This window comes from Brevundimonas vesicularis (assembly GCF_032067225.1).
Classification (GTDB): domain Bacteria; phylum Pseudomonadota; class Alphaproteobacteria; order Caulobacterales; family Caulobacteraceae; genus Brevundimonas; species Brevundimonas vesicularis_F.
Map to the genome: position 1 here is coordinate 50,355 of NZ_DAMBJX010000007.1, position 25,745 is coordinate 76,099.

At 66.2% G+C, this 25,745-nt stretch carries 18 protein-coding genes; 7 read left to right on the forward strand and 11 right to left on the reverse strand.

Translation table 11 applies throughout. From position 1 onward, the window contains the following. Together RT123_RS03110 and RT123_RS03115 are read right to left on the reverse strand one after the other, a co-directional pair. On the reverse strand, positions 1–762 hold a 762-nt coding region (locus RT123_RS03110; protein WP_313007802.1), incomplete at its 3' end, for an aminotransferase class I/II-fold pyridoxal phosphate-dependent enzyme. A 163-nt stretch (positions 763–925) separates the two neighbouring features. After that, positions 926–2,959: a TonB-dependent receptor domain-containing protein gene (locus tag RT123_RS03115; protein WP_313007803.1), complete on the reverse strand. Its 2,034-nt coding sequence runs from the start codon at positions 2,957–2,959 to the stop codon at positions 926–928. Positions 2,960–3,083: 124 nt separating this feature from the next. Between RT123_RS03115 and RT123_RS03120 the strand changes: the two genes are divergently transcribed. Continuing rightward, complete coding sequence (locus RT123_RS03120; protein WP_313007804.1) at positions 3,084–3,674, forward strand: class I SAM-dependent methyltransferase; 591 nt, start codon at positions 3,084–3,086, stop codon at positions 3,672–3,674. Positions 3,675–3,690: 16 nt separating this feature from the next. On the opposite strand, the gene RT123_RS03125 is transcribed toward RT123_RS03120, so the two are convergent. Both RT123_RS03125 and RT123_RS03130 read right to left on the reverse strand, forming a co-directional pair. Continuing rightward, complete coding sequence (locus RT123_RS03125) at positions 3,691–4,842, reverse strand: glycosyltransferase family 4 protein (RefSeq protein WP_313007805.1); 1,152 nt, start codon at positions 4,840–4,842, stop codon at positions 3,691–3,693. Between the two features lie 3 nt (positions 4,843–4,845). Then, the gene (locus RT123_RS03130; RefSeq protein ID WP_313007807.1) at positions 4,846–5,811 is read right to left on the reverse strand and encodes a hypothetical protein; all 966 of its coding nucleotides are present in this window, start codon (positions 5,809–5,811) and stop codon (positions 4,846–4,848) included. Between the two features lie 197 nt (positions 5,812–6,008). Here RT123_RS03130 and RT123_RS03135 point away from each other — a divergent pair, with 197 nt between their 5' ends. From RT123_RS03135 to RT123_RS03145, 3 genes are all read left to right on the forward strand, one after another. Continuing rightward, the gene (locus RT123_RS03135; protein ID WP_313007808.1) at positions 6,009–6,536 is read left to right on the forward strand and encodes an RNA polymerase sigma factor; all 528 of its coding nucleotides are present in this window, start codon (positions 6,009–6,011) and stop codon (positions 6,534–6,536) included. A gap of 109 nt (positions 6,537–6,645) precedes the next feature. Next, the gene (locus tag RT123_RS03140) at positions 6,646–7,602 is read left to right on the forward strand and encodes a FecR domain-containing protein (protein ID WP_313007809.1); all 957 of its coding nucleotides are present in this window, start codon (positions 6,646–6,648) and stop codon (positions 7,600–7,602) included. Further along, entirely contained in the window at positions 7,589–10,063 is a 2,475-nt protein-coding gene (locus RT123_RS03145; RefSeq protein ID WP_313007810.1) for a TonB-dependent receptor domain-containing protein, read from the forward strand. Before RT123_RS03140 ends, RT123_RS03145 begins: the two co-directional genes overlap by 14 nt. A gap of 30 nt (positions 10,064–10,093) precedes the next feature. Here the strand turns inward: RT123_RS03145 and RT123_RS03150 are convergent, their stop codons facing one another. Genes RT123_RS03150 through RT123_RS03160 form a run of 3 tightly spaced genes read right to left on the reverse strand, consistent with a single transcriptional unit; the run spans position 10,094 to position 14,987 of the window. Beyond that, a complete protein-coding gene (locus RT123_RS03150) occupies positions 10,094–12,397 on the reverse strand; it encodes an ABC transporter permease (RefSeq protein WP_313007811.1) in 2,304 nt (767 codons plus the stop codon). Between the two features lie 8 nt (positions 12,398–12,405). Further along, complete coding sequence (locus RT123_RS03155; protein WP_313007812.1) at positions 12,406–13,467, reverse strand: efflux RND transporter periplasmic adaptor subunit; 1,062 nt, start codon at positions 13,465–13,467, stop codon at positions 12,406–12,408. Further along, positions 13,464–14,987 carry a TolC family protein gene (locus tag RT123_RS03160; RefSeq protein ID WP_313007813.1) on the reverse strand — a complete coding sequence of 508 codons (1,524 nt, stop codon included), beginning with the start codon at positions 14,985–14,987 and terminating at the stop codon, positions 13,464–13,466. Before RT123_RS03160 ends, RT123_RS03155 begins: the two co-directional genes overlap by 4 nt. Positions 14,988–15,281: 294 nt before the next feature. On the opposite strand from RT123_RS03160, the gene RT123_RS03165 reads away from it, so the two are divergent. The 3 genes from RT123_RS03165 to RT123_RS03175 are packed head-to-tail and all read left to right on the forward strand — an operon-like array spanning position 15,282 to position 19,001. Then, the gene (locus RT123_RS03165) at positions 15,282–16,271 is read left to right on the forward strand and encodes an SDR family oxidoreductase (RefSeq protein WP_313007814.1); all 990 of its coding nucleotides are present in this window, start codon (positions 15,282–15,284) and stop codon (positions 16,269–16,271) included. Then, positions 16,268–18,115 carry a glycoside hydrolase family 15 protein gene (locus RT123_RS03170; RefSeq protein WP_313007815.1) on the forward strand — a complete coding sequence of 616 codons (1,848 nt, stop codon included), beginning with the start codon at positions 16,268–16,270 and terminating at the stop codon, positions 18,113–18,115. The genes RT123_RS03165 and RT123_RS03170 overlap by 4 nt, the downstream gene beginning before the upstream one ends. After that, on the forward strand, positions 18,108–19,001 hold the full coding sequence (locus RT123_RS03175) for an SDR family oxidoreductase (protein ID WP_091745758.1): 894 nt from the start codon (positions 18,108–18,110) through the stop codon (positions 18,999–19,001). The genes RT123_RS03170 and RT123_RS03175 overlap by 8 nt, the downstream gene beginning before the upstream one ends. A gap of 59 nt (positions 19,002–19,060) precedes the next feature. Here the strand turns inward: RT123_RS03175 and RT123_RS03180 are convergent, their stop codons facing one another. The 4 genes from RT123_RS03180 to RT123_RS03195 all read right to left on the reverse strand — a co-directional run. Beyond that, a complete protein-coding gene (locus RT123_RS03180) occupies positions 19,061–19,864 on the reverse strand; it encodes an SDR family NAD(P)-dependent oxidoreductase (RefSeq protein WP_091745755.1) in 804 nt (267 codons plus the stop codon). Beyond that, entirely contained in the window at positions 19,864–21,408 is a 1,545-nt protein-coding gene (locus RT123_RS03185) for a GMC family oxidoreductase (protein ID WP_313007816.1), read from the reverse strand. Before RT123_RS03185 ends, RT123_RS03180 begins: the two co-directional genes overlap by 1 nt. Continuing rightward, the gene (locus RT123_RS03190) at positions 21,405–22,763 is read right to left on the reverse strand and encodes an alpha/beta hydrolase (RefSeq protein ID WP_313007817.1); all 1,359 of its coding nucleotides are present in this window, start codon (positions 22,761–22,763) and stop codon (positions 21,405–21,407) included. Before RT123_RS03190 ends, RT123_RS03185 begins: the two co-directional genes overlap by 4 nt. Positions 22,764–22,898: 135 nt before the next feature. Next, on the reverse strand, positions 22,899–25,745 hold a 2,847-nt coding region (locus RT123_RS03195), incomplete at its 5' end, for a DEAD/DEAH box helicase (RefSeq protein WP_313007818.1).

Below are 25,745 nucleotides of genomic sequence, written 5' to 3' on the forward strand. Positions count from 1 at the left end.
GTTGCCGACCGCAAACCCCATGCGCCAGCCCGCCATGCTGTAGGTCTTGGACAGGGAGGTGAACTCGATCGCCACGTCCTTGGCCCCCGGAACCTGCAGGATCGAGACCGTCGGCTTGCCGTCGTAATAGAGCTCCGAATAGGCCAGATCGCTGATAATCCACAGGTCGTTCGCCTTGGCGAAGTCCACGACGCGTTCGTAGAAAGCCAGATCGACCGTCTCCGCCGTCGGGTTCGACGGGTAGTTCATCACCAGGATCTTGGGCCGCGGCACGGTGAAGGCCATGGCCCGCTCCAGCGCCTCGAAATATTTCTCGTCCGGCGTGGTCGGCACGCTGCGGATCGCGGCGCCGGCGATGATGAAGCCGAAGGTATGGATCGGATAGGAGGGATTGGGCGCCAGGATCACGTCGCCCGGCTCGGTGATGGCGGTGGCCAGACTAGCCAACCCCTCCTTGGAGCCCATGGTGACGATCACCTCGGTCTCGGGATCCACATCGACGCCGAAGCGGCGACCGTAATAGTTGGCCTGGGCGCGGCGCAGGCCGGGAATGCCGCGTGACGCCGAATAGCCGTGGGCGTCGGGCTTCCTGGCCACCTCGATCAGCTTGTCGATCACATGCTGGGGCGGCGGCAGATCGGGGTTGCCCATCCCCAGATCGATCACGTCCTCGCCCGCCGCACGGGCCGCCGCGCGCATCGCATTGGTCTCGGCGATGACATAGGGCGGCAACCGCTTCATGCGGTAGAATTGTTCGGACATGACAGGCTCGTCGTTGGGATCAGCGGCCGTGGATCGACCGCCTTTAGCGCTTAGCGCGCCAGCGGCCTCGCGCAACAGCATTGAAGGTCATTTTCACCCGTCAGGCGGACGAAATCTGTGCGTCGCGCAAAAACCTGGTCGAGAAGACAGCCGGTCCGCGTTCTCAATAGCTCAACCGCAGACCGATGCTGACCGTTCGCGGCGGGCCGTATCCGGCGACGCCCGTGCCCGTTTTCGACACCTCGACATCCTCGTCGAACAGATTCTCCGCCGCCATCCAGAGGGTCGCGTTTGGCGTGAAGGCCCACTCTGCTCGCACATCCAGCGTCACGGCGGCGTCCAGCACCCGGCTGTTCAGGTCGTCGTCGAACCGGCTCGATTCATAACGTGCCGCCAGGGCCAGGGTCAGTCGATCGGTCGCGCGCCAATCCAGCCCGGCCGTCGCGCTCCATTCCGGCACCTGTGCGGGGCGCAAGCCGGTCAGCTGCGCGGCGGACGATCCGCCGTCGATCTCGGCGTCGGTCCAGGACGCAGCGGCGTTCAGCGACACGGCTGACGACAGGTCCAGCGCCCCCGTGAGTTCCACGCCCCAGGCATCGATGGTCCCGGCGTTCTGGCGCTGGCGCAGCACCCCGCCTGCCGGCACGAACCCGGCGCGCGGGAAGGTCGCCGGCCCGGACCCGAGCGTCACATTGACGATGGCGTCCTCGATCTGGTTCCAGAACACCGACGCGCCCCAACGCACGCCCTCGCGGTCGAAGGCCAATCCCGTCTCCACACCCTTCAGCGTTTCCGGCGTCAGGGCGGCGTTGGCCTCGGTGATGTCGTTGCCGACGCGGAACGGCCGATGCAGTTCGTTCAATGTGGCGGGCCGGAACCCGGAATAGGCTGCCGCCCGCGCCGCATAGCCGCCGCCCAGATCACGCCGAAGGGCCAGACGCGCGCTGACCACCTCGCCCGACCGATCCGGGTCGCTCTCGTTCAGCAGGACGGCGCCGGTCGCCAGCGTGTTCTCCTGACGAAATCCGCCCGTATTCTCCCATCGATCCACCCGCAGTCCGCCAGCCACCAGCCATTCGGCGGCGGTCCAGGACGCATCGACATAGGCGCCGGCCACAGCCGTCTCCCCGCCCGCACGCCGAATACGGGTGAAGCCGGCCCCTGTCGGATTGCTGAACAGTTCGTTGGTCTCGCCGTCGTTGAAGCGCGCATCGGCGCCCACCTCCCACTCTAGCCGTCCGCCCGCGAAATCGGTCATGCGGCGGCGCAGCGCCGCGTTCAGTCCCCATCCCGTCGCGGGCGTCTTGAACTGATCGTTGGCCGGCGTCGTGGTCGATCGATCGGCCGACACTGAGGCCGAACTGTTGGCCAGATTACTGTCGATCCGCCATGCCTGCAGCCGCCAGCCATAGCCGTCGGCCGACGGCGTCTGAGCCGCCGTGGCGCTCAGGCTGTGCCCGCTGGCGTTGGCGCGCGTTCCGGCCAGACCCGATCCGCGATCCTCCTCCCAGGTCGCCGCCCTGACCGACAGGTTCGCCTGTCCCAAGGCCGTATCGACGCGCAGCGCTGCACTTCGGCTGTCGAGATCCAGCGGCGTGTCCGCGGCGCCTGCCGCCGGCCCGCGCACCGGCACATAGCCGTCGCTGACTTCGCGCAACCCGCTCAACGTCACCGCCAGAGGTCCCAGTCGCGTGGAGGCGGACCCCGCCGCCCGCAACCCGCCGCGCTCGGACGCGGACACATCCACCGCGCCGCCTTTCGCGCGTTCACGCAGGGTGATCGTGCCCGTCAGCGCGCCCGCGCCATAAGGGCCCGAGCCCGCCCCCCGGATCACATCCAGGCTCTCCAGAGATTCCGGCGTCGCCTGGGACCAGATGACCCAGCCCCCGAACGGATCGTTCAGCGGCACGCCGTCCAGCAGCACCAGCGTCCGCCCCGCCCCGGACGGCGCGATGGCCCTCAGCGAAATCCCTTGCGTCGTCGGATTGGCCGCCGCGCTGCTGGTGCGTCGAAACAGCGACACTGCCGGCACGGACCGCAACGCCTCGTCGAGACGCGACGATCGGGACAGCACCGCCTCATCGATCCTCACAACGGAAAACGCGGCGTCCGCCGCCGCCGGCGGCAGACGCGCTGCGGTGACGACGATCTCGGGCAAGGCGGTGGGCGTGACGGGGGGAGGAGCGTCCTGGATCATGCGCCGTCAGTAGGCGGTCGTTTCGCCACATCAAAGCCCGGCGGCCGGAAACGCACGGAAAAGCGCAAGACAGATCGACGCCCCCTCGATAACAACCGTATCGAACAGTCCGAGGGGGAAGCACGTGGGTCTGGGAACGCTTGTCAGGAGTGTGATCTTCGGCAAGGACGCCGATCGCAGGCGACGGTCCGCCAAGGCGGCGCGAATCCGCGCCCTGCCCGACCGACGGGTGATGGCCGACAGCTATGTCCCCGCGTTGGCGGCCGAGGGCGGGCGCATCCTGTGGGTCGGCTGCCGCGAATATACGCTGGACGACTACGCCTTGCTGGAGGCGCAGGGCGGCGAGGTCTGGACCACCGACATCGATCCAGCGGCCGCACGCTGGGGCCGCGAGGGGCGCCACTGCACCGGCGACGTTTGCGAGGCGGATCGGCTGTTCCTGGACCTGAGCTTCGACGCCGTCGTCTGCAACGGGGTGCTGGGTTATGGCGTCGACAGTCCCGACCAGCAGCAGCGCGCGTTGAAGGCTCTGGCGGCCATCCTACGCCCGGGCGGTCGCCTGCTGCTGGGCTGGAACACCGACAAGATCGCCGATCCCGTCGCCGCCGGCCTGACCGACGCCGACTTCCAGGCCGCGCCCCTGGGCGACCAGCCGACACGCGTACAGTTTGACGCGGTGACCCACGTTTACAACAGCCTCATCCGAAGAGGTTGAAGCCTAGCCCTAAACCCTAGCCCTGAAGCCGGGTCAGGGACGCCGCCGGCCCGAACAGAGGACGCCGGCGCAGCGTCGGCTTCGGCGTGACGAACGCCTTGTCGACCAAGGCCTCGCGCAAGGCGTCCAGCTCGGCGGCGCGGGCGGCCGGCGAATGCACCCTCTCGACATAGGCCTGCCCGCCACGCGCCAGGGCCAGACGTTCATCGGGGTTTTCGACCAGACGCATCATGGCGCTTGTCAGCGAGCCGGCCTCCTCGACGTCGACATACAGCGCATATTCGCCGCTGGCTTCGCGCAAGCCGCCGCGTCCCGATGAGATCAGCGCCGCGCCCGCCGCATGGGCCTCCAGCGCGGCCAGCCCCAGGGCCTCGCGCACGCGCGACGGCGTGACCGCGATGGCGGCGCGCTGCGTCATCGCTCGCACCGCATCCAGCGATGCTGATTTGTGGATTTCGACCCGGTCGCCGAACCGCTCCAGCATCCGCACCTGTGGCGCAGCCCAATCCTGATGCTTGTCCCAGTCGCCCAGCATCAACGCGCCGCGCCAGTCGGGGTAGCAATCCAGCGTCTCGGCCAGAGCGGTGCAGAACAGGTCCAGCCCCTTGTCCTTCATCGCCCGTCCCGCAAACAGGATCAGCTTCTCGCGCTGCTCGGGCGATGCACGCCAGACGTCGCTTTCGATCGGATTGCAAACCGACGAAACGCGCCCGGCCAGACGCGGATAATCCGTTGCGAACTCTTCACCCGCCGCACGGCTGACGAACACCAGACGGTCGAACCGCGCGAGGCGTCGACCATATCGCAGACGTTCGATCAAATTGCGCGACGGCTTGATCCGCGTGTGGCGATAAAGAACGTGGATCGCGTCAGGCAGTTGTCTCGCCAACTCCGAGGCCGCCTTCAGCTGTTGATGATATTCCACGATGTCCGGCGACAGTTTCTTCAGAACGTCCATCACCGCCGCATTTCGCGCCTTGCGGCCCAGCCCGGCCGGCACCGTCACCATCTGCACGCCCGCCGGCGTCGGCCCGCCGGCATCGGCGATCAGCGTCACCAGCCGGTTCAAACGGCTGTGCGCCGACAGCGTGCGCACCACTGTCTCCATCGAGTTGGTCTTGTCCGGACAAAAGGTGCAGCCCCGCGGCAGAACGACGGCGATACGCATGGTCTAGCCTTCCTTCCGAACGGAAGCGGTCTCGAAAATCTTGGGATGGACGGCGGCGCCGGTGGCGCGACGACCGCGCGGCCCGTTCAGGCCCAGCAGCCGACGCGCCTTGAAGCCGGCCTTCAGCCATGGCTCCGCCGACGACTGGCGGATGCCCTTCACATCGATGAAGGTGACGTCGCCGTGCCCCGACAGAGTGTGCAAGCCGTCGCCGTACCCGCCCAGCAGATGCCCCGGCTCAAACCGTTTCACGACCACCGCCGAAAACGCGTCCGGCGACAACCCATCGATCCGCAGCAGATTGATCGCCGCGCCATAGGTCACAGCGCAGTCCTGCACCGGCAGATGAAGCGCGCCGTCGTGCAGGAACGCCGAGCCGCCCGGACGCGAGGTCTGAAAACCGCTCAGCACCGGATTGGCCGGATGCGGTGTCCAAGGCCCCGTCAGGCTGTCGGCCCAGGCGATGTGCAGTTCGCGCATCGCCCGGTCGTCCGGTCCGGGCAGGGCGTGGAACATCCACCAACGGCCGTCGTGCTTGACCACCGTCGCATCGATCGCAGCCGCCTCGCCGATGCGGGCCACCGCCTCCCACTGATCCGGGAAACGGACACAGCGATACAGGATCAGCCCGCCGCTCTTGTAGCCTTCCGGCAGCATGTAGAGTTCGCCGCCGTCCTCGATCAGGGTCGGATAGGACAGGTGCCAGGGCTCTGGCAGGGCCACGCCCTGCCCCACCAGCCGGTCGTCGGCGTCATACTGGCGATAGTGAATCTCGCCGCGGCGCACATGATAGTCGAACGCCTCGACGAAGACGGTCAGCACCCCGTCGTGCGTGATCCCGAACGGGTCCGCGACATAGGCATGCGGTCCGCAGTCCGGCAGCCAGACGATCTCGTCCGCGCGCGGCTCATGGTCAATGAAGCTGCTTAAGGGACGGCGGATAAAGCCCGAGCGCCAGAGATCGAACACGACGACGCCCTAGCCGACCGAAAGAACCGGGGCCGTCGTGCCGTCATGTCCTGCAAACGCGCGCATCTGGGTCCTGCTCGTCGCCGCGACACGGCGCCTTCATGACAAGGACGCCGCCGACCGACCCTTGCCTCATGAAAATCGTCACGGCATTGAAGGTCTTGGCCCGTTTGGCTGCACGAGAGGACCTCGCCCCTTTGACCGCGCCTGCCGCGCATCCCCTGATCGCCGCCTATCTTGAGCAGCGCGAGGATCTGGCCCGGTTCTGCCGCGCGCGGCTGGGCGGCGCGTCTGGCGACGTCGATGACGTGCTGCAGGACATCTATCTGAAGGTCTCGACGCTCGATCCCGACCCGCCGCCGGACAATCCTCGCGCCTTTCTGTTTCGCCTGACGTCCAACCTGCTGATGGACCGCTGGCGATCCGGGCAACGGTCGGCGAACCGCGACGCCCAATGGCGACAACTAAACCATGAGACCGGCGCCGCCGAAGACCTGGACGCGGCTCCTTCGGCCGAGGCGGTCGTGGCCGGGCGCGAGAAGCTGGCGCGCCTTCTCGCCGCTCTGGAGACCCTGCCGCCCAAGACGCAGACCGTCTTTCGCCTGCACAAGTTCGATGGCTTCAGCTACGCCGACGTCGCCGTTCAAATGGGAATTTCGCGCAGTTCCGTCGAGAAGCACATGATGGACGCGTTGCGCGTTCTTTCCCGCAAGGTTCAACCCTGATGCCAGTTCCTTTCACGCCTTGGGGGAATTTGTCTGAAGGTGAAAGCTTGGCGGCGCCGTCTTGCTATCAGGAGGCGCGTTGCACGGCGTTCCTCCAGGCTGGGATCGGATGACCGCACAAACCGACATTGAGGAAAAGGCGCTGCACTGGTTCGTCGTCCTGCGTGACGACGAGGCGCCCGAATCCGCCTGGCTGGAATTCCAGGACTGGCTGGAGGCGTCGCCGACCCACGCCGCCGCCTATGACGCCGTCGAGCGTCTGTGGGTCGATCTGGACGCCCCTGCCTCGCTCGCAGCAACAGAGACCCCGGTCATCGACCTCGCCGCCGCGCGTGCACGTCGCGCCAAGCCGCGTTCACCCTGGCTGGGCGCGGCGATCGGCATCGCCGCCAGCGTGATGCTGGCTTTCGGCCTGTTCCTGTGGCTCACGCCGGGCTCGCAGGTGTACGCCACCACCGACTCGCCCCTGACGGTCGCGCTCGAGGATGGTTCGCACGTCTATCTGAACCGCCATTCCGCCTTGGACGTCCGGTTCGACGGCGACAAACGCTCGGTGTCGCTGACCGAGGGCGAGGCCGCCTTCGACATCGCCCACGACCCTGCCCATCCGTTCATCGTGGCTGCGGGCGATCATCAAGTCGAGGTTTTGGGGACCGCATTCAACGTGCTGAACCATGGCGACCGTTTCGCCGTCGCCGTGGAGCGTGGCGTCGTCGCCGTCACCCCCGCCAACGCACCCAAGGTCCGACTGGTCGCCGGTCAGGCGCTGGCGCAGCGCGGCGAACAGGCCCCGGCCCTGTCGCAAGTGTCTGCGAACCAGACATCACCCTGGCGTCAGGGAGTTTTGGTCTATCGCGACCGTCCAATGACTGATGTCGCGGACGATCTTTCGCGTTATCTCGACAAGCCGGTCGTGCTATCGACATCGGCTCGGGCGCTGCGGTTCACCGGCGCCCTTCGCATTGGCGATGAGGCCGTGATGTTGAAGCAGTTGCAGGATTTCGCCCCCGTCCGCGTGGACGCCTCGACGCTCGAAGTCCGCGTCAACGCCCGTGAGGTCGGTTAAGGGCGGGCGGCCCCAACGCCTCGCCCTGTCCAAGCCACACGCCGCCGCCCTTCTTCCCAGTCTCTTTCTCTTCGCTACGACGGCCCTGAGCACGCCGGCGCAGGCGGATGCGCGCCTGCTCGACATCTACATCCCGCGCCAGTCCGTAGACGACGCCCTGCTCGACCTGGCGCTTCAGGCCCGCGTTTCACTGGGCGGCAGCCTGACGTCGTGCGCCGGCGTCAGCCCAGCGATCAGTGGCCGAATGTCGCTGGACGCGGCTCTTACGCGATTGCTGTCGGACAGCGGATGTCGCCACGCCATTCGCCAGGACGGCGCTGTGATCATCAGCAGGCAGTCGAGCGCGCCGCCCGCTCCCGCTCGACCGATCACCCCACGCCCCGCCGCCGCTATGACGCCGCCAGAAGACGTGGCTCAAGTTAGCGAGGTCGTCGTGACCGCCCCCCGCCGACCCGAACTGATCCAGTCCTCGTCGTCGGCAATGACGGCGGTCGGTGCCGAACGCATTACTCGCGCTGGGGTTACAGGCATGCAGGGCCTGGACAGCCTCGTCTCCGGCATGACGGTGACCAATCTCGGCCCCGGCCGGAACAAGATCCTGCTGCGCGGCATATCGGACGGCGTCTTCACCGGCCTGACCCAATCCACCGTCGGCCTGTACCTCGACCTGACGCCGGTCACATACGCCGCCCCGGACCCGGATCTGAAGCTGATCGACATCGACCGGGTCGAGGTGCTGCGCGGCCCGCAAGGCACGCTGTACGGCACCGGCCCCATCGGCGGCGTCGTGCGCATCGTTACGCGCGCGCCGGCGATGGGCGAAGAATCCCTGTCGCTCTCTGCGACCCGGTCGCGCACTGACGGCGGCGGCTGGAACTCAGACTATGGCCTGGTCGCGAACCTGCCGATCGCTGGCGACCGCGCCGCGATCCGCGCCGCCCTCTATGGCGAGACCTACAGTGGCTATATCAACGACGTCGAACTGAACCTGCGACGGGTCAATGACGGTACGCGGCGCGGCGGCCGGCTGTCCGCCGCGCTGGAGATTGCGCCCGGCTGGACGGCGCGCGCCGGCGTCGTGCATCAGTCGATCGTCACCGAAGACACCCACTATGTCTATCGAGGGCTGGGTCCATTGCGACGCGCCAATCTGGTTCGAGAACCGCATCAGAACCGCTTCGACCAAGGCTCGGCCTCCATCGAGGGTCGCGGCGCCTGGGGCCGGCTGAACGCCTCGATCTCGGTCGTCGAGCATGGTTTCAAGAGCCGCTACGACGCCTCCAGCGCTCTCCGTCGCTTCGGATCGGGCTGGCGCATCGGCGCGCTGGACGAAGGCAAGGACATCCATCTGGTCGTCGGCGAGGCCAACTTCGCCTCTCCCGATATTGGTCGCTGGCGTTGGCTGGCCGGCGGTCTGGTGTCGTCCAACACCACACGCACCAATCCCGTCCTGTCCGCCCTGACGCCCGAGCCTCGCGCCATCTATTCCGAGGCGCGACGCGACCGGCTGAACGAGGCCGCGATCTACGGCGAGGCGTCGCTGGACCTGCCCCACGACCTGACCCTGACCGCCGGGGCCCGCTACTACGCCCTTGAATACGACACCACCTCCCTGGTTCGACAGTTCACCCGATCACGATCCTTCGATGGGCGCGGTGAATCCACCGGCATCACGCCCAAGATCGCCCTCGCCTGGCAGCCCAGCGATCGCCTGAACCTGTCCGCACTGATCAGCCAAGGCCACCGCGCCGGCGGCTTCAACACCGCCGGCGTCATCGGTCAGGACTTCAGCGGCCTGTCCGATTCCCCGGCACGCCAGTACAAGCCGGACAGCCTGTGGAACGCCGAGTTGGGGGCCAAGTACCGATCGGCGGACGGTCGCACCCGCCTGCGCGCCGCCGTCTACGCCGCGCGCTGGCGTAATGTGCAGAGCGACCAGTTTCTGCCCAGCGGCCTGGCCTATGTCGTCAACGTCGGCGACGGGGCCGACAAGGGCTTCGAGGTCGAGGCCAACTGGCGTCCCACCGAGACGCTTGAGCTGTTCGCCAACGGGCTTGTCGCCGACCCGCGCATCACCTCGCCCAGCGCGCGGTTTGATTCCCGTCGCGACGCGAGCTTGCCTGGGGTGCCTCGGGCTTCTGCGAATGTCGGCTTCAGCTGGCGGCGTCCGCTAAGCGAGCGTCTTGAACTTTTGGCCGACGGCGGCCTGTCCTACGTCGGCGCGTCGCGCCTGACCTTCGACGGACGCCAGCAATATCGAATGGGCGACTACGGCACGGGAAGACTGGCCTTGGGCGTCGAGGCGTCGGCATGGACCGCCACCGTCTTCGTGGACAATCTGTTCGACACCGAAGCCAACACCTTCGCCTACAGCGACCCTTTCCGCCTCCCCGACGCCCAGGCCATCACGCCTTTGCGTCCTCGCACGATCGGCCTGACGCTGAGGTGGACGCCGCGGTAGCCAAACCCACCCCTGCGCTTCGATTGCTCCTTAATCTCCCAATGCGCTTTGCGAAGAAGACGCTCCCGCCGTCACGCGCAGAGAGCCGCGCACCACCCACAAGCCGCCATAGACGACGGCGAGGCCTGTCAAAATAGCTGCCAAACCTGAGACTTCCGAAAGGCTGGCGCCCATGGCGTTCAAGCGAACAAAGGCCTGAACAGCAGCGGTGGATGGTGAAATATGCGCGAGCCAAACGAGGCCTTGAGGCATCATGAAATGGGGCCACGCAGCACCGGATAGGAAGAACAAGGGCGCAGAAGTGCCGACCAGAACCTGAAGGACCCGCTCATGGCGATCGAAAAGCGCGCCTAGAAGCAGACCCACAGCGGCCACCGCTGCTGAAAATATGGGCGCCAGCAGTAGGACGCCGATCAGATTGCCTGCGCGGGGATAGTCCTGAAACCAGAACACGAAACCGAAATAGAAGAGGCTGGAGGCTGTCCCAATCGCCGTAAGCGCCAGCCACAAACCCAGGCGCGCGCTGCGTTTCAGCCTAGGTGCGCCGGTTTCTCGACGCACGGCTGTGATCACGCCGGCTCCCAGCAATAGCGTCTGCTGCAGGATTATAAGACTGACCGCCGGCACGGCGTAACCGCCGTAGCCCTCCGTTGGATTGAAGAGGGACACCTGCTTCAGTGTCGGCGCCAATCTGACGGCGCGGGCGATATCAGGCAGCCCTTTCAACTGCGCCTCGGCGACCTGCGCAGCCGCGGCGGCGACGGCTCTGCCAACGGCCGTGACACGAACCAGATAACCGCCGTTCAGCCAGATGGCCACGCCCGTCGGCGCCCCCCTGACCAGATCGGCCTCAAAACGCTGAGGCAGGACGACGACCCCATCGACCACGCCGCGCCGCATCAGTTCAAAGCCCTCAGCAGGGGATGAAATCACGGCGGCGACCTCGATCTCGCGCGAAGCATTCAGGTCTTCGACAAGGGTGCGCGTCAGCGCTGTCTGCGTCGGTGTCGCTATGGCGATGGGCAGTCCCGTCGCGGCCTGTCCGGCATAGGCGGCCGGATAGTAGAAGGCGTAAAGGACGACGGCCAGGATCAGCAGGCTGCTGACCGGCCGCGCACGCGGCAGACTCCGGAAAGTCGCAGCGAAAGCGGCGATAACGCCCTGTTGCGGAAGCGGAAAGGTCAGACTCTCCGGCTTGGGGACAAGACACGAGCGTCCCCGGATGAACAGCGCCGACAGAAGAAGACCAATCACGGCGACGCCGCTCAGGATCATCAAGTCTCGCCACGCCGGTGCTGAAGCCGCCCCCGTGACTAGCTGGCCCGTCTGCAGCCGTAGATAGTGCGTATAGGGAAGCATATCGCTCCAGATCCGGGCGAACCGCGGCCCATGGTCCAGCGGGAGAGTGCCGTTGGAAAAGGCGATGGCCGCGCCCGAATAGATGGCGGTGGCCGAGAACGCCATATCCACCTCGCCAAGCGCGGCGACCAAAAACGCTGACAAGACTACGCTCACCGCTATCAAGGCGAGTACGCCAAGCGTCAGCATAGGGAGAGAGCCTGCCACACCCCAGCCCCGGACGCCGCTGAGCCAAGCGATCCACGCCAAGCCCCACAGGCTGAAGATCACGAAGTGCGGAATGAGTCGCCCAACCAGAGCTGTCGTCGTGAAGCCGTCTGTCTCGGCCTTGAAGCATTTGAAGGAGCCGCCCTGCATCAGCCGGCCAACCGCCAGCACCGCGGAACAAGCCGCCAGCAGATGAAGGACCCCCGGCGCCAGAAGTCCGCCGAGAAAAAGCTCGAAGCTGAGCTGCGGATTGCCGACGATCGACACTTGGACAGCGGGGAGTTGCAATGCGGTTTCGGGCAATCCTCTCTGGCGCGCGCGTTCTTGCAACTGCTGGCCGGCCGCTGATGCGATGGCCGCGCTCTGTCCCAAGGCGGACAAGGCGCCGACCGTCTGGAAGGCGCCGTTGAATGATACGGTCACCTGTTCCGGCCGACGAAACGCACCGTCAGAAAAATCTGCTGGAAAATGAGCGACGCTGTAAATCTCGCCCCGCCGCATCAAGGCCATGGCCTCCGTCATCGTCGCCGGAGCATGGGTCACGCGAACACCGGGGCTCGCCTCCATGTTGCGGATTGCGGCGCGGCTGAAGGCCGAATTGTCCTGATCGACCACGGCGACCGGGGCCTGACGGATCACTCCAGGGGCCAGCATTGCCGCGATGACCATCAGCAGGATCAGCGGCAGGCCGAAGGCGACGAACGCGTCCCACGGTCGGGTCACCAAGATGCGCGCCTCGTCCCGAACGGCCGATACGAAGACGGCCAAGAGGCGTTTCACCGTGCGGACCAATCGAACAGGACGCTCATGCCAGGCCTCAGGCCGTTGACAGGTCGAACAGGCTTGGCCTTGACCTGAAAGCTTCGCACATCATAGCCGCTCGACTGCCGGGTTGAGCGCCAAGTGGCGAACTCGCCTTGAGGACTGATGGCGGTGATACGGAAAGCAACGTCAGTAACGCCGAGTGCGGGCACGTCGCCACGCACGATCGCGCCGATTTTCAGATCGCGAAACTGATCCTCGCGCACACTGAACGTAACCCACGGGTCGCCGATGTCCACGATTGTGAAGACTGGCACGCCCGTGAGCACGAGCTCGCCGACATTGGCGAAACGCTCCGCAACCTCGCCGTCATTTGGAGCGAGCAGTCGTGTCTCGCCTTGCAGGCTTTGGACCTCAGCGACGGCGGCCTGCGCGCCTTGCACATTGGCGTCGGCAACAGATTTTTCCTGTGGCCGTGTCCCTGCCAATGCCTTCAGATACTGCTGACGGGCGGCTTCGGTCTGCGAGGCTGTAGCAGCGCGAGCGGCCACGGCTTCGTCACGGCGCTGGGCGGAAATCACGCCTTCGGCGAACAGGTTCTCCGCCCGCCGCGCAGTTTGGTCCGCCAAACGAGCCGTCGCCTGGGCGGCGCGCCAGATGGACTCGACCGACTGCACATCTTCGCGCCGAGCGCCTTCGCGGCTCATTGACTGAATGGCTTGGCTCGACTGAAGCAAGGCGCGGGCCTGAGCGTCCTTTGCTGCAACCTCCGGACTGCTCATCAAAGCCAACTCTTGACCGGCCTTCACCTGATCGCCCTCTGACGCGAGGAAGCGCTCCACGCGGCTGGGAACCTTGGTCGCAACGGTGAAGGTCTCCGCCTCGACCATCCCCTGAACCTGATCCTGGGAAGGACGGGCCGCAAGGAAGAGGCCAACGATGATGAAGGCGATCAGCAGAACGAGACCAACGCCCACAATCACAGGCAGAATGCGTCGCCGTGCAGACGTGCGACCGGCCGCGATGGTAGGCGTACTGTTTGTCGGGGCATCTGCAAAGGGAGGCGTCTCGCTCATGGCGCGCTGATCCGATCTTCGCGTTGCAGATAGTCGTTCAAAGTCAGATCGCTTCCCGACGCCGCTAGCAGGGCGGCCAGGCTGAGATCATATTCGTAAGCTGCTGCCGCGCGTTGCAAACGCGCGCCCCCCAGAAGATTGCGGGCGTCTACGACCGAGGCGGCCGTGGCCTCACCTTCACGGAATCCAACCTCCTGGACTCTAAGATTTTCGCTGGCGGCCTGCAGGCTGCTGTCCATGCTCAAAAACTGACGACGCGCCAATTCCGCCTGATTATAGGCTCGCGTGACCAGCAATCGGGCGTCGTCTCGGGCCTGTCGTTCCACCTCCGCAGCAGCCGAGGCGTGAGCGCGCGCTGCGCCCAGCATGCGTCGTCGATCCACCGTCGAAATCAGAGTGTAGCGCGCGCCGATCCCGACCGCCCAATCCGGCTCGGTCGGCAGAGCGTCGTCTGGATTCAGATTGTAGGTTCCAAATGCATAGACGGACGGCTTCATTCGTGACGCCGCAAGATCGGCGCCCGCCTCGGCCAGATCGCGCCCGGCTTGAGCCTGCGCAAGGCGAGCGTTCGCCTGGCTTGCCTGGTCAAGAAACACGCCGGCTGGACCGACTGGGTCGCGGTTTACGAATAGGGGCGTGGTGGGAACGACGGCGCCATTGGTGTCAACAACCCTGGCGAGGGACGCCACGGCGTTGTCGTGCTCCAGTTCGGCCCTGTTGACCTGCCGCTGCGCCGCATCGCGGGCGACTTCGACCTGAAGCGTCTGGGCGTGGCTGAGCACGCCTTGCGATTCCAGCAGTCGAGCGTTGCGCAAATGCAGATCGAAGCCGTCACGGGTCTCGCGTGCGATCTTCAGCGCTTCGGCGGCCAGCACCTGGCCAAAGTACGCCCGCGCCAGATTTACGTCCTCCAGACTGACCGCTTCCTGCTGCTTCGCCTGCGCCAGATCCACATTGGCCGACGCCGCTCGTCGTAAGGCTGGGATTGCGCCGCCGGTGTAGATCGGCTGAAGCGCCGTCACTGTGGGGCGAAACGTCGTGTCGTCGACCTGCAGTCGGACGTCTTGCGGCAAGGCGGCGAAAATTTCGGGAAGCGCCGCTTCCAGCCGCTGACCGACACTCTGCAACACGTCACCCGGCACACCGGGCAAGTCCGCGATGAGCCCAGGAATGGCGGCGCCGAGCTCGGCCTGCGCGCGGTCCAGCGTGTCACCCAGCGAGAGATCGAATGTTTTGCGATAACGGATCAACTGAGCATCGAGCGCTACGGTCGGCCGATTCAGCCCGGCAGCCACATCCGCCTGGGCCCTCGCGGCCTGCATCCCATAGCCCGCAGCGCGACCGAGACTGGAATTGGAGCGCAAACGTTGTTGAGCAGCCGCAAAGGTCAGAGCGACTGTGGCGCCGCCTTGGGCCGCCTCTTGGGGCGCGGCCTGAACTTGGGAGACCGCCGCAAGAGCGTTCGGCGCTGATCCGGCCAGAATGCCGACAGCAACTGAACCTATCCAAGCTGCACGCATCGTTTCACCCCGCCTTCAGCAGAGAGAAACTATCCGAAGCTTATCCGCCTGGTCCAGAAGCTCCGCACCGCACGACAGTGAATGACGCTCCACTGTGTTTGCCGCCGTCCTGCATGCTCGTGCCCGTCCATCTCTATGGGCGAAGCTTTGCGCCAGCATCAAAATGCTGACTAGCGACTTAAGCGTCGGCCGCCGGAAAGACGGCAACCTTCCTCCGGACGTGTCGTTGTCAGAGCCTCCCTCTTCGGCCGCAACCGCGATCGTCATTCCGCAATCGAAATCAGAAGGATCGCCATGCCGGTCATCGTCGTCACAGGCGCCAGCGCCGGCATCGGTCTCGCGATTGCCGAGCGGTTCGCCCGAGCCGGATGGCAGGTCGTGGTGATCGCCAGACAGGCTGAACGGCTTTCCAACGCCGTCGAACAGCTGAAGCGTTCGGGAGACCGAGTGATCGGCATGGCGGGCGATGTGTCCGATCCGGCCTTCGTCGAGCAGGCGGGACGCGATGTCGTGGACGCTTTCGGCGGCATCGATGTCTGGGTCAACAACGCCATGTCAACGGTCATCGGGCGCGATGAAGATCTGACCGACGCCGATTACCGCCGCGTCGTCGAGACGACCTATCTGTCTCAGGTCTACGGAACGCGCGCGGCGCTTCGGGTCATGCGACCGGCGGACAAAGGGGCGGTGATCCAGATTTCCTCGGGATTGGCGCTGCGCCCTGCCCCCCTGCAGGCCGCCTACTGCGGCGCCAAGGCGGCCGTCGACGGGTTCACCGAGGCCATTCGGGCCGAACTGATCGTCGCAGCCTCCAACGTCACCCTGACCACCGTCTATCTGCCGGCCGTCAACACGCCCCAGCCTTTGTGGTCGCGCAACCGGACAGACCGGGCGCAGGTCATTCCAGATCCTCTGTTCGATCCCCGCCTGTGTGCAGACGCCGTCTGGTCGGCCGTGCAGCGGCCCAGCCGCAAGGTCTTCGTGGGTCGCACGACATGGCTGATGGCGCTGGCGCAACAGTTCACGCCAGCGCTGGCGGATCGCCAGGCCGCCAAGATGATCACAGCGCAGCAGGGCGACCCGCAACTGCCGCGTCTCGGCAATCTCGATCAACCCGAAGACGGTCCGGCGGCGATCGACGGCCCGGACACCGAACGGGTGATCAGACCGTTGATCGGTTTCGTGTCCAGCCGCCAGATCGCGGCGCTCAAGGTCGCGGCGGTCGGCGGCCTTGCCAGCCTTGCCGTAACGGCTGGCTTTGCGATCGGATCGTCCAAACGATGACCGAGACGACCTTTACGCCCCATCCGGCGCGCTCGTCGCAAGCGCTCCGTCCCGACGGATACGTCGCCCTCGAAGACTATGGCGTTCTGGGCGAGGGCCGGACGGTGGCTCTGTCGGCTTTGGATGGCGGCATTGACTGGTGGTGCGTGCCGGCGATCGACGCGCCGCCCCTTTTCGACCGACTGCTGGATCCGGCAGGCGGCCGGTTTTCGATCACGCCGACCGAGGCCTTCACGGCGACCCGCCGCTATCGCCCCGACAGCAATGTGCTGGAGACGGAGTTCACCACCGCCAGCGGACGCGCGCGCCTGACCGAGAGCCTGAACAGCGGCACGGCCGGTCGTTTGCCCTGGTGTGAACTGGCCCGCCGTATCGATGGCCTCGAGGGCGAAGTGACCTTCACCCTGGACATGCGTCCGGGGCGTCGGGGCGACACGGCCAATCCGTATCATTCGAAGATCGGCGAACACACGGTCTTCCATGTCGAGCGGGTGCTCGGCCTGTTCGTCCACGATCCGCGCATCTCATGCGAATGGTCCGACGAGGGCATTGTCGGAACCATCGTTGTCGGCGCAGGCGAGCGGCGCACGGTGGCCATCGTCGCCGGGCGGGACGAGCCGCTGGTCGTACCCTCCATCGAAGAGATCGACGCCCGCATCGACCTGTCGGATCAGGAATGGCGGGACTGGGCGGCGCGCTTGAACTGCCCCGGCCTGTATCGCGACGACTTCATCCGCAGCGCCCTGGCGTTGAAGTTGCTGCTGTACTCGCCGTCGGGCGCCATCGCCGCGGCCGCCACGACGTCCCTGCCCGAGCGACTGGGCGGCGACAAGAACTGGGACTATCGCTACGCCTGGCTGCGCGACGCCGGCTATACGATCGAGGCCTTCTTGGCGGCCGGCGCCCAGGCGGAGGCCAAGGCCGCTTTCAGTTGGCTGCTGATGCAGCTGAAGCGCCATGGCGCCAAGGTCTGCTACAGCCTCGACGGCGCACTCGTGCCGCCGGAAACGCACTGGGACATGCCGGGCTATAAAGGCTCGCGTCCGGTCGTCACGGGTAATCGCGCCGCCGACCAGGCCCAGCACGGCGTATTCGGCGACATCTTTGAGACCGCCTCGCGCTTCGTCGGCTGCGGCAACATCCTCGACAGCGCCAGCGCCCAGCAGTTGTCCGAACTGGCGGATCAGTGCGCCGACGCTTGGCGACAGCCGGACGCGGGCATGTGGGAGCTGGAGGATCAGCAGCACTACACCATGTCCAAGATCAGCTGCTGGCAGGCCCTGGCCCGTGCGGTCGAGCTGGCGGACGCGGGACAACTGCCGACGACGTGCCGGGATCGCTGGCGGCGGGAGCGCGACCGGATTTTCGACTGGGTCGAGGCGCATTGCTGGTCCGAAAACCTTCAGGCGTTCGTGATGTATCCGGGCAGCGACAAGCTGGACGCCGCCCTGGCCCTGGCCGTGCGGTTCCGGTTCGATGGCGAAGAGCGGCTGCGCGCAACCCTTGACGCGCTGGACCGCCATCTCGGCGCCGGCGTCTTCCACTATCGCTATTCCGGCATGCAGGCCGAGGAAGGCTGCTTCATCGCCTGCTCCTTCTGGATCGCCGAAGCCTGGGCGACGCTAGGCGAACCGGACAAGGCGCGCGCCCGCATTGACAGCCTGCGCGAAGCTCTCAGCGGCCGCTGGGGCATGCTGACCGAGATGATCGACCCGGACACCGGTGCCTACCTCGGCAACATGCCGCAGGGGCTCAGCCACCTCGCGCATCTGACCGCCCTGACCGCCGTCGGCAAGGCGCAGACCTCTTCCCCCCAGCCCGAAACGGAGACGTTCCATGACTGATCGACTGACCCTTCAGGATCCGCGCGAGCAATATCCAAAGCCGCCGTTCCCGCGCCAACCGCAGCCCGTGCCCGGCGAAGCGCGCGAGATGGACCCCAAGCCCGATCATGGCGAGGACAGCTATCAGGGTTCCGGCAAGCTTAAAGGACGCAAGGCCCTGATCACCGGCGCAGACAGCGGCATCGGCCGGGCGGCCGCCATCGCCTATGCTCGGGAAGGCGCCGATGTGGCCCTCTCCTATCTGCCGTCCGAGCGCAAGGACGCCGCCGAAGTCATCGCCCTGATCGAGGCTGAGGGCCGCAAGGCCATCGACCTTCCCGGCGACATCACCGATGAAAACTGGTGCCGGCAGATGGTTGAACAGGCCGTGTCGGAGCTGGGCGGACTGGACATCCTGGTCATTAACGCCGGCCGCCAACAGTATCGCGAGGACATCTCTCAGGTGACGTCGGAAGACTTCGACAAGACCTTGAAAACCAACCTCTATGCCATGCACTGGATCGCCCAGGCGGCCGTCCCGCATCTGCCGGCTGGCGCCTCGGTCATCACCACCGCCTCGATCCAGGCCTATGAGCCTTCCGCCATCCTGCTGGACTACGCCACCACCAAGGCCGGGATCGTCGCCTATACGAAGGCCCTGTCCAAGCAGCTGATCGAAAAGGGCATACGCGCCAATGTCGTGGCGCCCGGCCCCTTCTGGACGCCGCTGCAGTCGTCTGGCGGACAGCCGCAGGAAGCCGTGATGAAGTTCGGCGAGCAGGTGCCGCTGGGTCGTCCGGGACAGCCCGTCGAGATCGCCCCGGTCTATGTGCTGCTGGCCTCTCAAGAAGGCAGCTACATCACGGGCGAAGTCTTCGGCGTCACCGGCGGCATGGGCGTCGCCTGACAAGACAAAACCGGCGGCGGGATCATCCCGCCGCCGGTCTCTCTCGTTCTGCCGGGCGACTAGCCGGCGATGGTGGCGACGGAGCCGGAATCCACCCGGATGCCCGCGCCGTTGATGAAGCTGGCGCGATCCGAACACAGGAAGGCGACGGCCGCTGCGACCTCCTCCGGCTTGCCCCTGCGATCCAACGTCATGCCGGGCCGCTCTTCCTTCAGGAAGCTCTTGATCGCCTCCTCGAAGGTTTCGCCGCGTTCCTCGGCACGCTTCTTCATCATGGCGTCGGTCATCGGGGTGGCAATGAAGGCGGGCGAGACCGTGTTCACCAGCACATTGTCGCAGCCGTAGGCCTTGGACAGACCCTTCGCCAGGCTGAGAATGCCGGCCTTCGAGGCGCAATAGGCCAGTTCATCGACGTAGGGCTGCACCGCATCTTCCGAAGCGAACAGGACGATGCGGCCCCAGCCCGAACGCCGCATGGCCGGAATGGCCTGGCGGCACATCCGCACCGCGCCCATCAGATTGATGTCGAGCGTCTCCAGCCAACCGGCGTCATCGACATCCAGGAAATCGCCGGTCGCGCCGGTCACGCCCGCTGCGTTCACATAGATATCCGGATCGCCCATGCGGTCTCGGACCTCCGCCCACAGGCGTTCGACATCGTCGGCCTTGGTCACGTCGCCGGTCACGCCGATGCATTCGCCCAAGGCGGAAAGCTCCTGGACGGCTTCATCCAGCGTGCCGTCAGGCTTGTCGGTCAAGGCGACCCTTACGCCGGATTCCAGCAGCAGCCGCGCCGTCTCCTTGCCCATGCCGGAATCGGCGCCGGAAATGAGGGCGATCCGCCCCTTGATCCCAAGGTCCATCACAAATCTCCTGTTCGTTGACGTTTGAGGAAGCGATCGGCCGTGCGCAGGGCGACGGCCATGAGGGTCAAGGCCGGGTTGGCCGAAAGCGCGCTGGGGAAAACGGAGTTGTCGCAAACGTACAGATTGTCGATCTCGACGCTGCACCCGTCGGCGTTGACGACCGCCCCGTCCGATTTGTCCCCCATCCGGCAGCCGCCGATGGTGTGCGCCGACCGGGCCACCGCGAAGATGTCCTCGGCGCCGGCGGCGGTCCAAATCTCGGTCATCACGCGCCGGGCATGGGCGTCTAGACGCCGCTCGTTTTCGCCATAGCTGAAGTCGATCCGCGCCTTGCGCAGCCCGACGCCGTCGACCTCATCGGAGAGGGTTAAGCGGTTGTCGTCGTCCGGCAGACACTCTCCATTGATGCCGATCCCGGCGAGCCGGCGATAGTTGCGCAGCGTATCGACCAGCGGCGCGCCCCAGAGGCCCGCGCCGCGCGCGAACCCACCCGCCAGGGTGACCGGCATGACGCCAAGGCTTTGGATCAAATAGCCGCCGGCGAAGTTCGCGTCCGACGGACGCACCATTTCTTCGCTGATCAGGGAAGACGGATAACCGCGGTTCATCGACATGTCGGCGTCGAAACGGCCCCAGACCTGAGTCGCCACATGGGTCATGAAGTTGCAGCCGACCTCGCCGCCGGCGTTGCCTAATCCCCAATTCAGCAGCAGCCTCGGCGTCTCGACACCGCCCGCACAAAGGAACAGCGCTCGACAGTTCAGCCGATGATCCTGCCCGTCGCGGCGATAGATCATGGACTTGATCCGTCCACCGGCGTCACGTTCCACGCCTATCGCCCGCGCGTTGGCGATGATCGTGGCGCCGTTGGCTGCGGCCATCGGCAGAAAGCTGTTGTCCGCGCCGCCCTTGGCGCCGGTTCTGCATCCCTGGTGGCAGGCGCCGCAGTTGACGCAGGCCATGCGGTAGGGCGTCGTCCCCGCCTCGCGATCGCGGGACAGCACGGCCGCCGGCGCATCCGTAACGGTCAGCCCGACGGCCGTCGCGCCACGGGCCATTGCATCCGCCGGGGCGTTGCGCGGGACAGGCGGATAGGCGAACTGTCGCCCGCCCCACGGATAGTCGGCCGGGCCTGAGACCCCGATCACCGTCTCTACGGTCTCGACATAGGATTTCAGTTCGTCCCAGCCGAACGGCCAGTCCCGCCCGCGTCCCGTCTCCGAGGCCAGCGTCAGATCACGGGGATCGGGTCGTGGGCAGAAGGCGCCCCAGTGCAGGAGCGAGCCGCCGACGCCCTGGCCGGAGTTGTTGGCCCCAAAGGCGGTCGGGTCGCGCCCTCCGCTCAGGCGCTCCTCCATCCAATAGAGATCGGCCGTCGTTTCGTCGGGCGTATGCTCCGCCGGATCGAAAGCCCGCCCTGCCTCCAACACCGTGACCGACAGCCCAGCATTCGCCAACCTGGCCGCGATCGGAGCCCCGCCGGCCCCGCTGCCGATGATGACGACATCGGTTTCGCCGGCCGTCCTTGCAGGCGCGCTCAACCCACGCCCTCCATCGGCAGACGCCAAGGTTCGATGTGGTCCGCCGCCGTCTGATCGTAGCCCTGGAACCGGCCTTCGCCGCCCGTGGCGAAACCGTCGTAACCGATCTGGGCCCAGGTGGCCGGCAGCGACATCCACAGGCGCGCGGCCTCGGACACGACGTCCTCGAACCACAGCCTCATGGCGTCCGCCGAAAGCCGGCCCGGTTCGGGCCATTCGCCCTGTGAGATGGTGCGCAGGATGTCGTCCTGGCGCTCAGGCGTCAGAGTTGCGAACTCCGGCGCCATGGCGGCGATCTCATCCAGCCCGCGTCGCCAGGCCTCGGCGTCCGAGGGAAGATCGGCGAACCGCCACCCGTCGCCCTGTCCGCTGGCGAGCCCCACATCCAGACGCCGCGTCAGATCATCCGGATCGCCTGCATCAGACAGAATGCGCGCGATCATCGCCGACAGGACGGCGCGCTGGGACGGGTTCAGGACGCCGCCCTCGGCTTGGGCGGGACCGAAGTGACGATCCAGCATTGCGCGTCGCGTGCGATCCGACACGTGATCGGACGCCATCAACCGCACGAAGGCTGGAGGCAGCGCGGATGAACCGACTTTCTCGACGAACTCCAGAACCAGGCCCGCAAGACGCTCCGGCTGTTCCTGAGGGATCAGGTGCGCCGCATCCGGCACGACCACCACGTCAGACGCGCGATAGTGGGGGGCGTTGACACGCCGCTGCGCCGCGTCGTCCAAATCGCCATCCTCTGCGCCGGCGATGATGAGGGCAGGGAAAGGCAGGACGCCGACTTGATCGGACCAGTCCTCGCGCGATCCTTCGGCCAACCATCCCCGCCAGGCTTGGGGGCTGGTTCGGGTGAAATCGGCCAGCGCGTGATCGAAGGCGGCTTGCGGCAGACCGGCGGCGGTATTGGCGTCGATGAACTGGCGCCCCCGATCCTCGATCCTGGTCGGATCGTCGAACCAAGTCAGCATATCCGCGCGCCTGTTCTCGTCCATCGGCTCCTGCGAGGGTGGCGATCCGGCGACCAGCACCACGCCCAGCAACCCGCTCAGGCCCGCCGCCCCGTCACGCGCCCGCGCGGCGATCAAGGTCGCAAACTTGCCGCCCATGCTATGGCCGACAAGGATCCAGCGCGGCAGATGGAGATCGGTCAGGCGGCGGCTCACGTCCTCGAGCACGGCTTGGACATCGCCATAGCCCTCCCCCGCCCTGTCCCCGAACCCTGTAAGATCGATTGCGACAGTCAGTACCTCATCGGAAAGCCGGTCGATCACCGCGTCCCAATCGTGGCGGCTCGAGCCCAGAGAATGAAGGAAGACGACAGTGAGGCGGGTGTCTGTGGGCATGCAGGGGCTTTTTAGAAAGCGGAGACGCGAGGCTCCGCCGTGATCGGTCGGCGGTCGTCGATCAGCGCGCCAGCGGCGCAATTGCTCCCAACAAAACAGAACCCGGCCGCCGAAACCGCTGAAACTCGCCCCGCCTCAGGCCGCCGCCAACTCGGTCAGAAGCTTTTCAATGAAGGCTGTGTCGTGCGGTTGGTCGTTGGCGGCGTCGACGATCATGCGATCCTCGGACCAGCGTCGATCATCGCGCAACGGAAAGGACGCTTCCATGCCGGGCCGACGCGCCGCCGCGATCCGCAACGCCGTCGCCTTCGGTCCCGACACGATTTCCGTGACGCCGGCATCACGGGCGAGCGCCGCAAGGCGACGGCCGGTGAACAGGTCCTCTGCGGGGTCTGGCAAAGAGCCGAACCGATCTTCGGCTTCGTCTCGCAGGGCGTCGACATCTTCCGCCGTCGTGGCGCGCGCCAACCGAGCATACAGATTGATGCGCACGGTTTCGTCGGGGATGTAGTCCGCCGGAAGATGCCCTGTCACGCCGACGTTCAGACTGGGAGAGGCTTGGTCGGGATCGGGATCGCCTTTTGCAGCCGCGAGCGCCCGAGCCAGGACGGCCTGGTAAAGGGCCGAGCCGATCAGCCTGACATGTCCGGCCTGTTCCTCGCCCACCAGATCGCCGCCGCCGCGCAGGTCCAGATCGCGCCCGCTGATCGCGAAGCCCGCCCCCAGTCGGTCCAGAGCCTCCAATGTCTGAAGACGGGCCTCCGTCGCCGACGCCATGGGCGCTTCGGGATCGGAAAGCAGATAGGTGAAGCCCTGTCGCCGCCCCCGGCCGACACGCCCGCGCAGCTGATGCAACTGCGCTAGGCCAAACCGGTCCGGCCGCCAAATCAACATCGTATTGGCGCGCGGTACATCCAGGCCAGTCTCGATGATATTTGTGGCCAGAAGCACGTCCCCCTCGCCGTCGGAGAACCGGCTCATAACCTCGTCGATCGCGGACGGGGACATGTCACCGTGCGCCGAAACCACCGACAGCTCGGGCGTCAAGGTCTTCAAGCGTTCCGCCAAAGGTTCCATATCCTCGATCCGCGGCACGACCACGAAACTCTGCCCTCCCCGCGCCTTCTCGCGCATCAGCGACAAGCGAACCGCCCCGGCGTCGAACGGGCTCATGAAGGTTCGGATTGGCCGACGTCGCGCAGGCGGACTGGCGATCAGGCTGACGTCCTGAATGCCGACCATGGCGCTTTGAAGAGTCCTCGGGATCGGGGTGGCCGACATCGACAACAGATGCGGCGCCTTCTCTGCCAAGGCAGATTTCATCTGCGCGCCGAAGCGGTGTTCCTCATCGATGATGACAAGCCCAAGACTGGAAAACGCTAACCCTTTCGACGCCAGCGCCTGCGTGCCCACCACGACGCGCATGGAGCCGTCCGCCAGCCCTGCCTTGACCGCCCGCGCCTCCGCGCTGTCTGCCGCGCGCGACAGGTGGCCGATTTGAATGTCCGTGTCCTTGAACCGTCTCTTGAAGACCTCGAAATGCTGACGCGCCAGGACGGTGGTCGGGGCGACGACGATGACCTGTTTGCCGGCAAGGGCCACGGCCGCCGCAGCGCGCAGGGCGACCTCGGTCTTGCCGAAACCGACATCACCGCAGACGAGCCGGTTCATGGGCTTGCCGGATCCCAGGTCCGACAGGACCGCCTCGATGGCGCTCGCCTGATCGGCCGTTTCGGGGAAGGCGAACCCGGCGGCGAACCGGGCCAGCGCCTGACGCGGCGCTGTGATCGGTTCGGTCCTCAGCGCTGCACGCGCTTCGGCCCGGGCGGACAGGGCCGCTGCGGCCTCGTCGATCTGCGCGCTGACCTTGGCGCGTCGCTTCAGCCATCCCTGGGTATTCAGCCGATCCAGCGACACCCCGTCCGGCTCCGAGCCATAACGCCAGATTTTGCCGAACTCCTCGATCGGCGCGAGGATGGTGCCTCCGCCGTGATATTCGATGCGCAGAACGTCGCGCTCGACACCATCGGCAGCGACCCGCTCCAACGCCTTCAGGACGCCCAGACCGTGGTCTTCATGGATGACCACATCGTCCAACCGCAGTTCGGTCTCTCCGAACGCATCGTTCGTGTCGCCGGATCCTCGCGCGATCCGGCCGCCGAAAATGTCCGAGGGCGTCAGGACGACTAGACCGGCGGCCGACTGTCGGAAGCCTGTGTCCAGATCGGCGGTTACGACGGCGATCTGCCCGGGCTGCAGAGGCGCAATCGCGGTCCAGCGCTCCAGCACCACGGGCGTATCGATATCGTGGCGACGCAGCAGGCGTAGGATGATCCTGTGCTCATGAGGCAATCCTGTCAGGACGATGCGGTCGCCCGCCTCGCGCCGCTCAGCAATGAACTGTTTCAGGGCCCGCCCCGGCGACTTCTCCAATGCGAAGGCCGGGGTCGGCGCCCAGCCCTCGACGCTCAGGGGTTTGGCGCCTTTCAACGCCTGCCGAACGTCCTTTTCCGTCAAATAGAGGCTGTCGGGTTTCGCAGGACGCGCGCCCTCGCTGAACCGCAGGCGCGTGTCATAGGCTTCGGCCACATGCGCGCGAATGCGTTCGAACCGATCCTCGACGCCCACGTCGGTCAGGATCATCGGCTTGACGAGGAAATCAAACAGGGTCGTGGAGGTCTCAGCATCGATCGACGGGCCCGTGTCCTGACGATCAGCCTCGTCATCCTCGGGCGACCGGTCGCTCCATTCAGCTGCCGGGGTCAGACAGATCGTCTCGATCTCGGCGCCCCGGCGCTGCGATACGGGATCGAAGGCGTGGATCTCGATGATCCGGTCCGCCTCGTCCAAAGCGATGCGATAAGGCGTTGCGGACGCCGGCGGGAAGACGTCGACCACCGCGCCGAGCAGAGCGTACTCGCCAGGTTCGTCGACCCGCTCATCCGCCGCATAGCCCGTATCCGTCAGAAACGATTCCAGGAC

Coding starts and splice junctions, on each gene's coding strand:
- RT123_RS03115 (WP_313007803.1), bottom strand. CDS start 2,959: ATGATCCAGGACGCTCCTCCCCCCGTCACGCCCACCGCCTTGCCCGAG.
- RT123_RS03125 (WP_313007805.1), bottom strand. CDS start 4,842: ATGCGTATCGCCGTCGTTCTGCCGCGGGGCTGCACCTTTTGTCCGGAC.
- RT123_RS03140 (WP_313007809.1), top strand. CDS start 6,646: ATGACCGCACAAACCGACATTGAGGAAAAGGCGCTGCACTGGTTCGTC.
- RT123_RS03155 (WP_313007812.1), bottom strand. CDS start 13,467: ATGAGCGAGACGCCTCCCTTTGCAGATGCCCCGACAAACAGTACGCCT.
- RT123_RS03160 (WP_313007813.1), bottom strand. CDS start 14,987: ATGCGTGCAGCTTGGATAGGTTCAGTTGCTGTCGGCATTCTGGCCGGA.
- RT123_RS03165 (WP_313007814.1), top strand. CDS start 15,282: ATGCCGGTCATCGTCGTCACAGGCGCCAGCGCCGGCATCGGTCTCGCG.
- RT123_RS03170 (WP_313007815.1), top strand. CDS start 16,268: ATGACCGAGACGACCTTTACGCCCCATCCGGCGCGCTCGTCGCAAGCG.
- RT123_RS03175 (WP_091745758.1), top strand. CDS start 18,108: ATGACTGATCGACTGACCCTTCAGGATCCGCGCGAGCAATATCCAAAG.
- RT123_RS03180 (WP_091745755.1), bottom strand. CDS start 19,864: ATGGACCTTGGGATCAAGGGGCGGATCGCCCTCATTTCCGGCGCCGAT.
- RT123_RS03190 (WP_313007817.1), bottom strand. CDS start 22,763: ATGCCCACAGACACCCGCCTCACTGTCGTCTTCCTTCATTCTCTGGGC.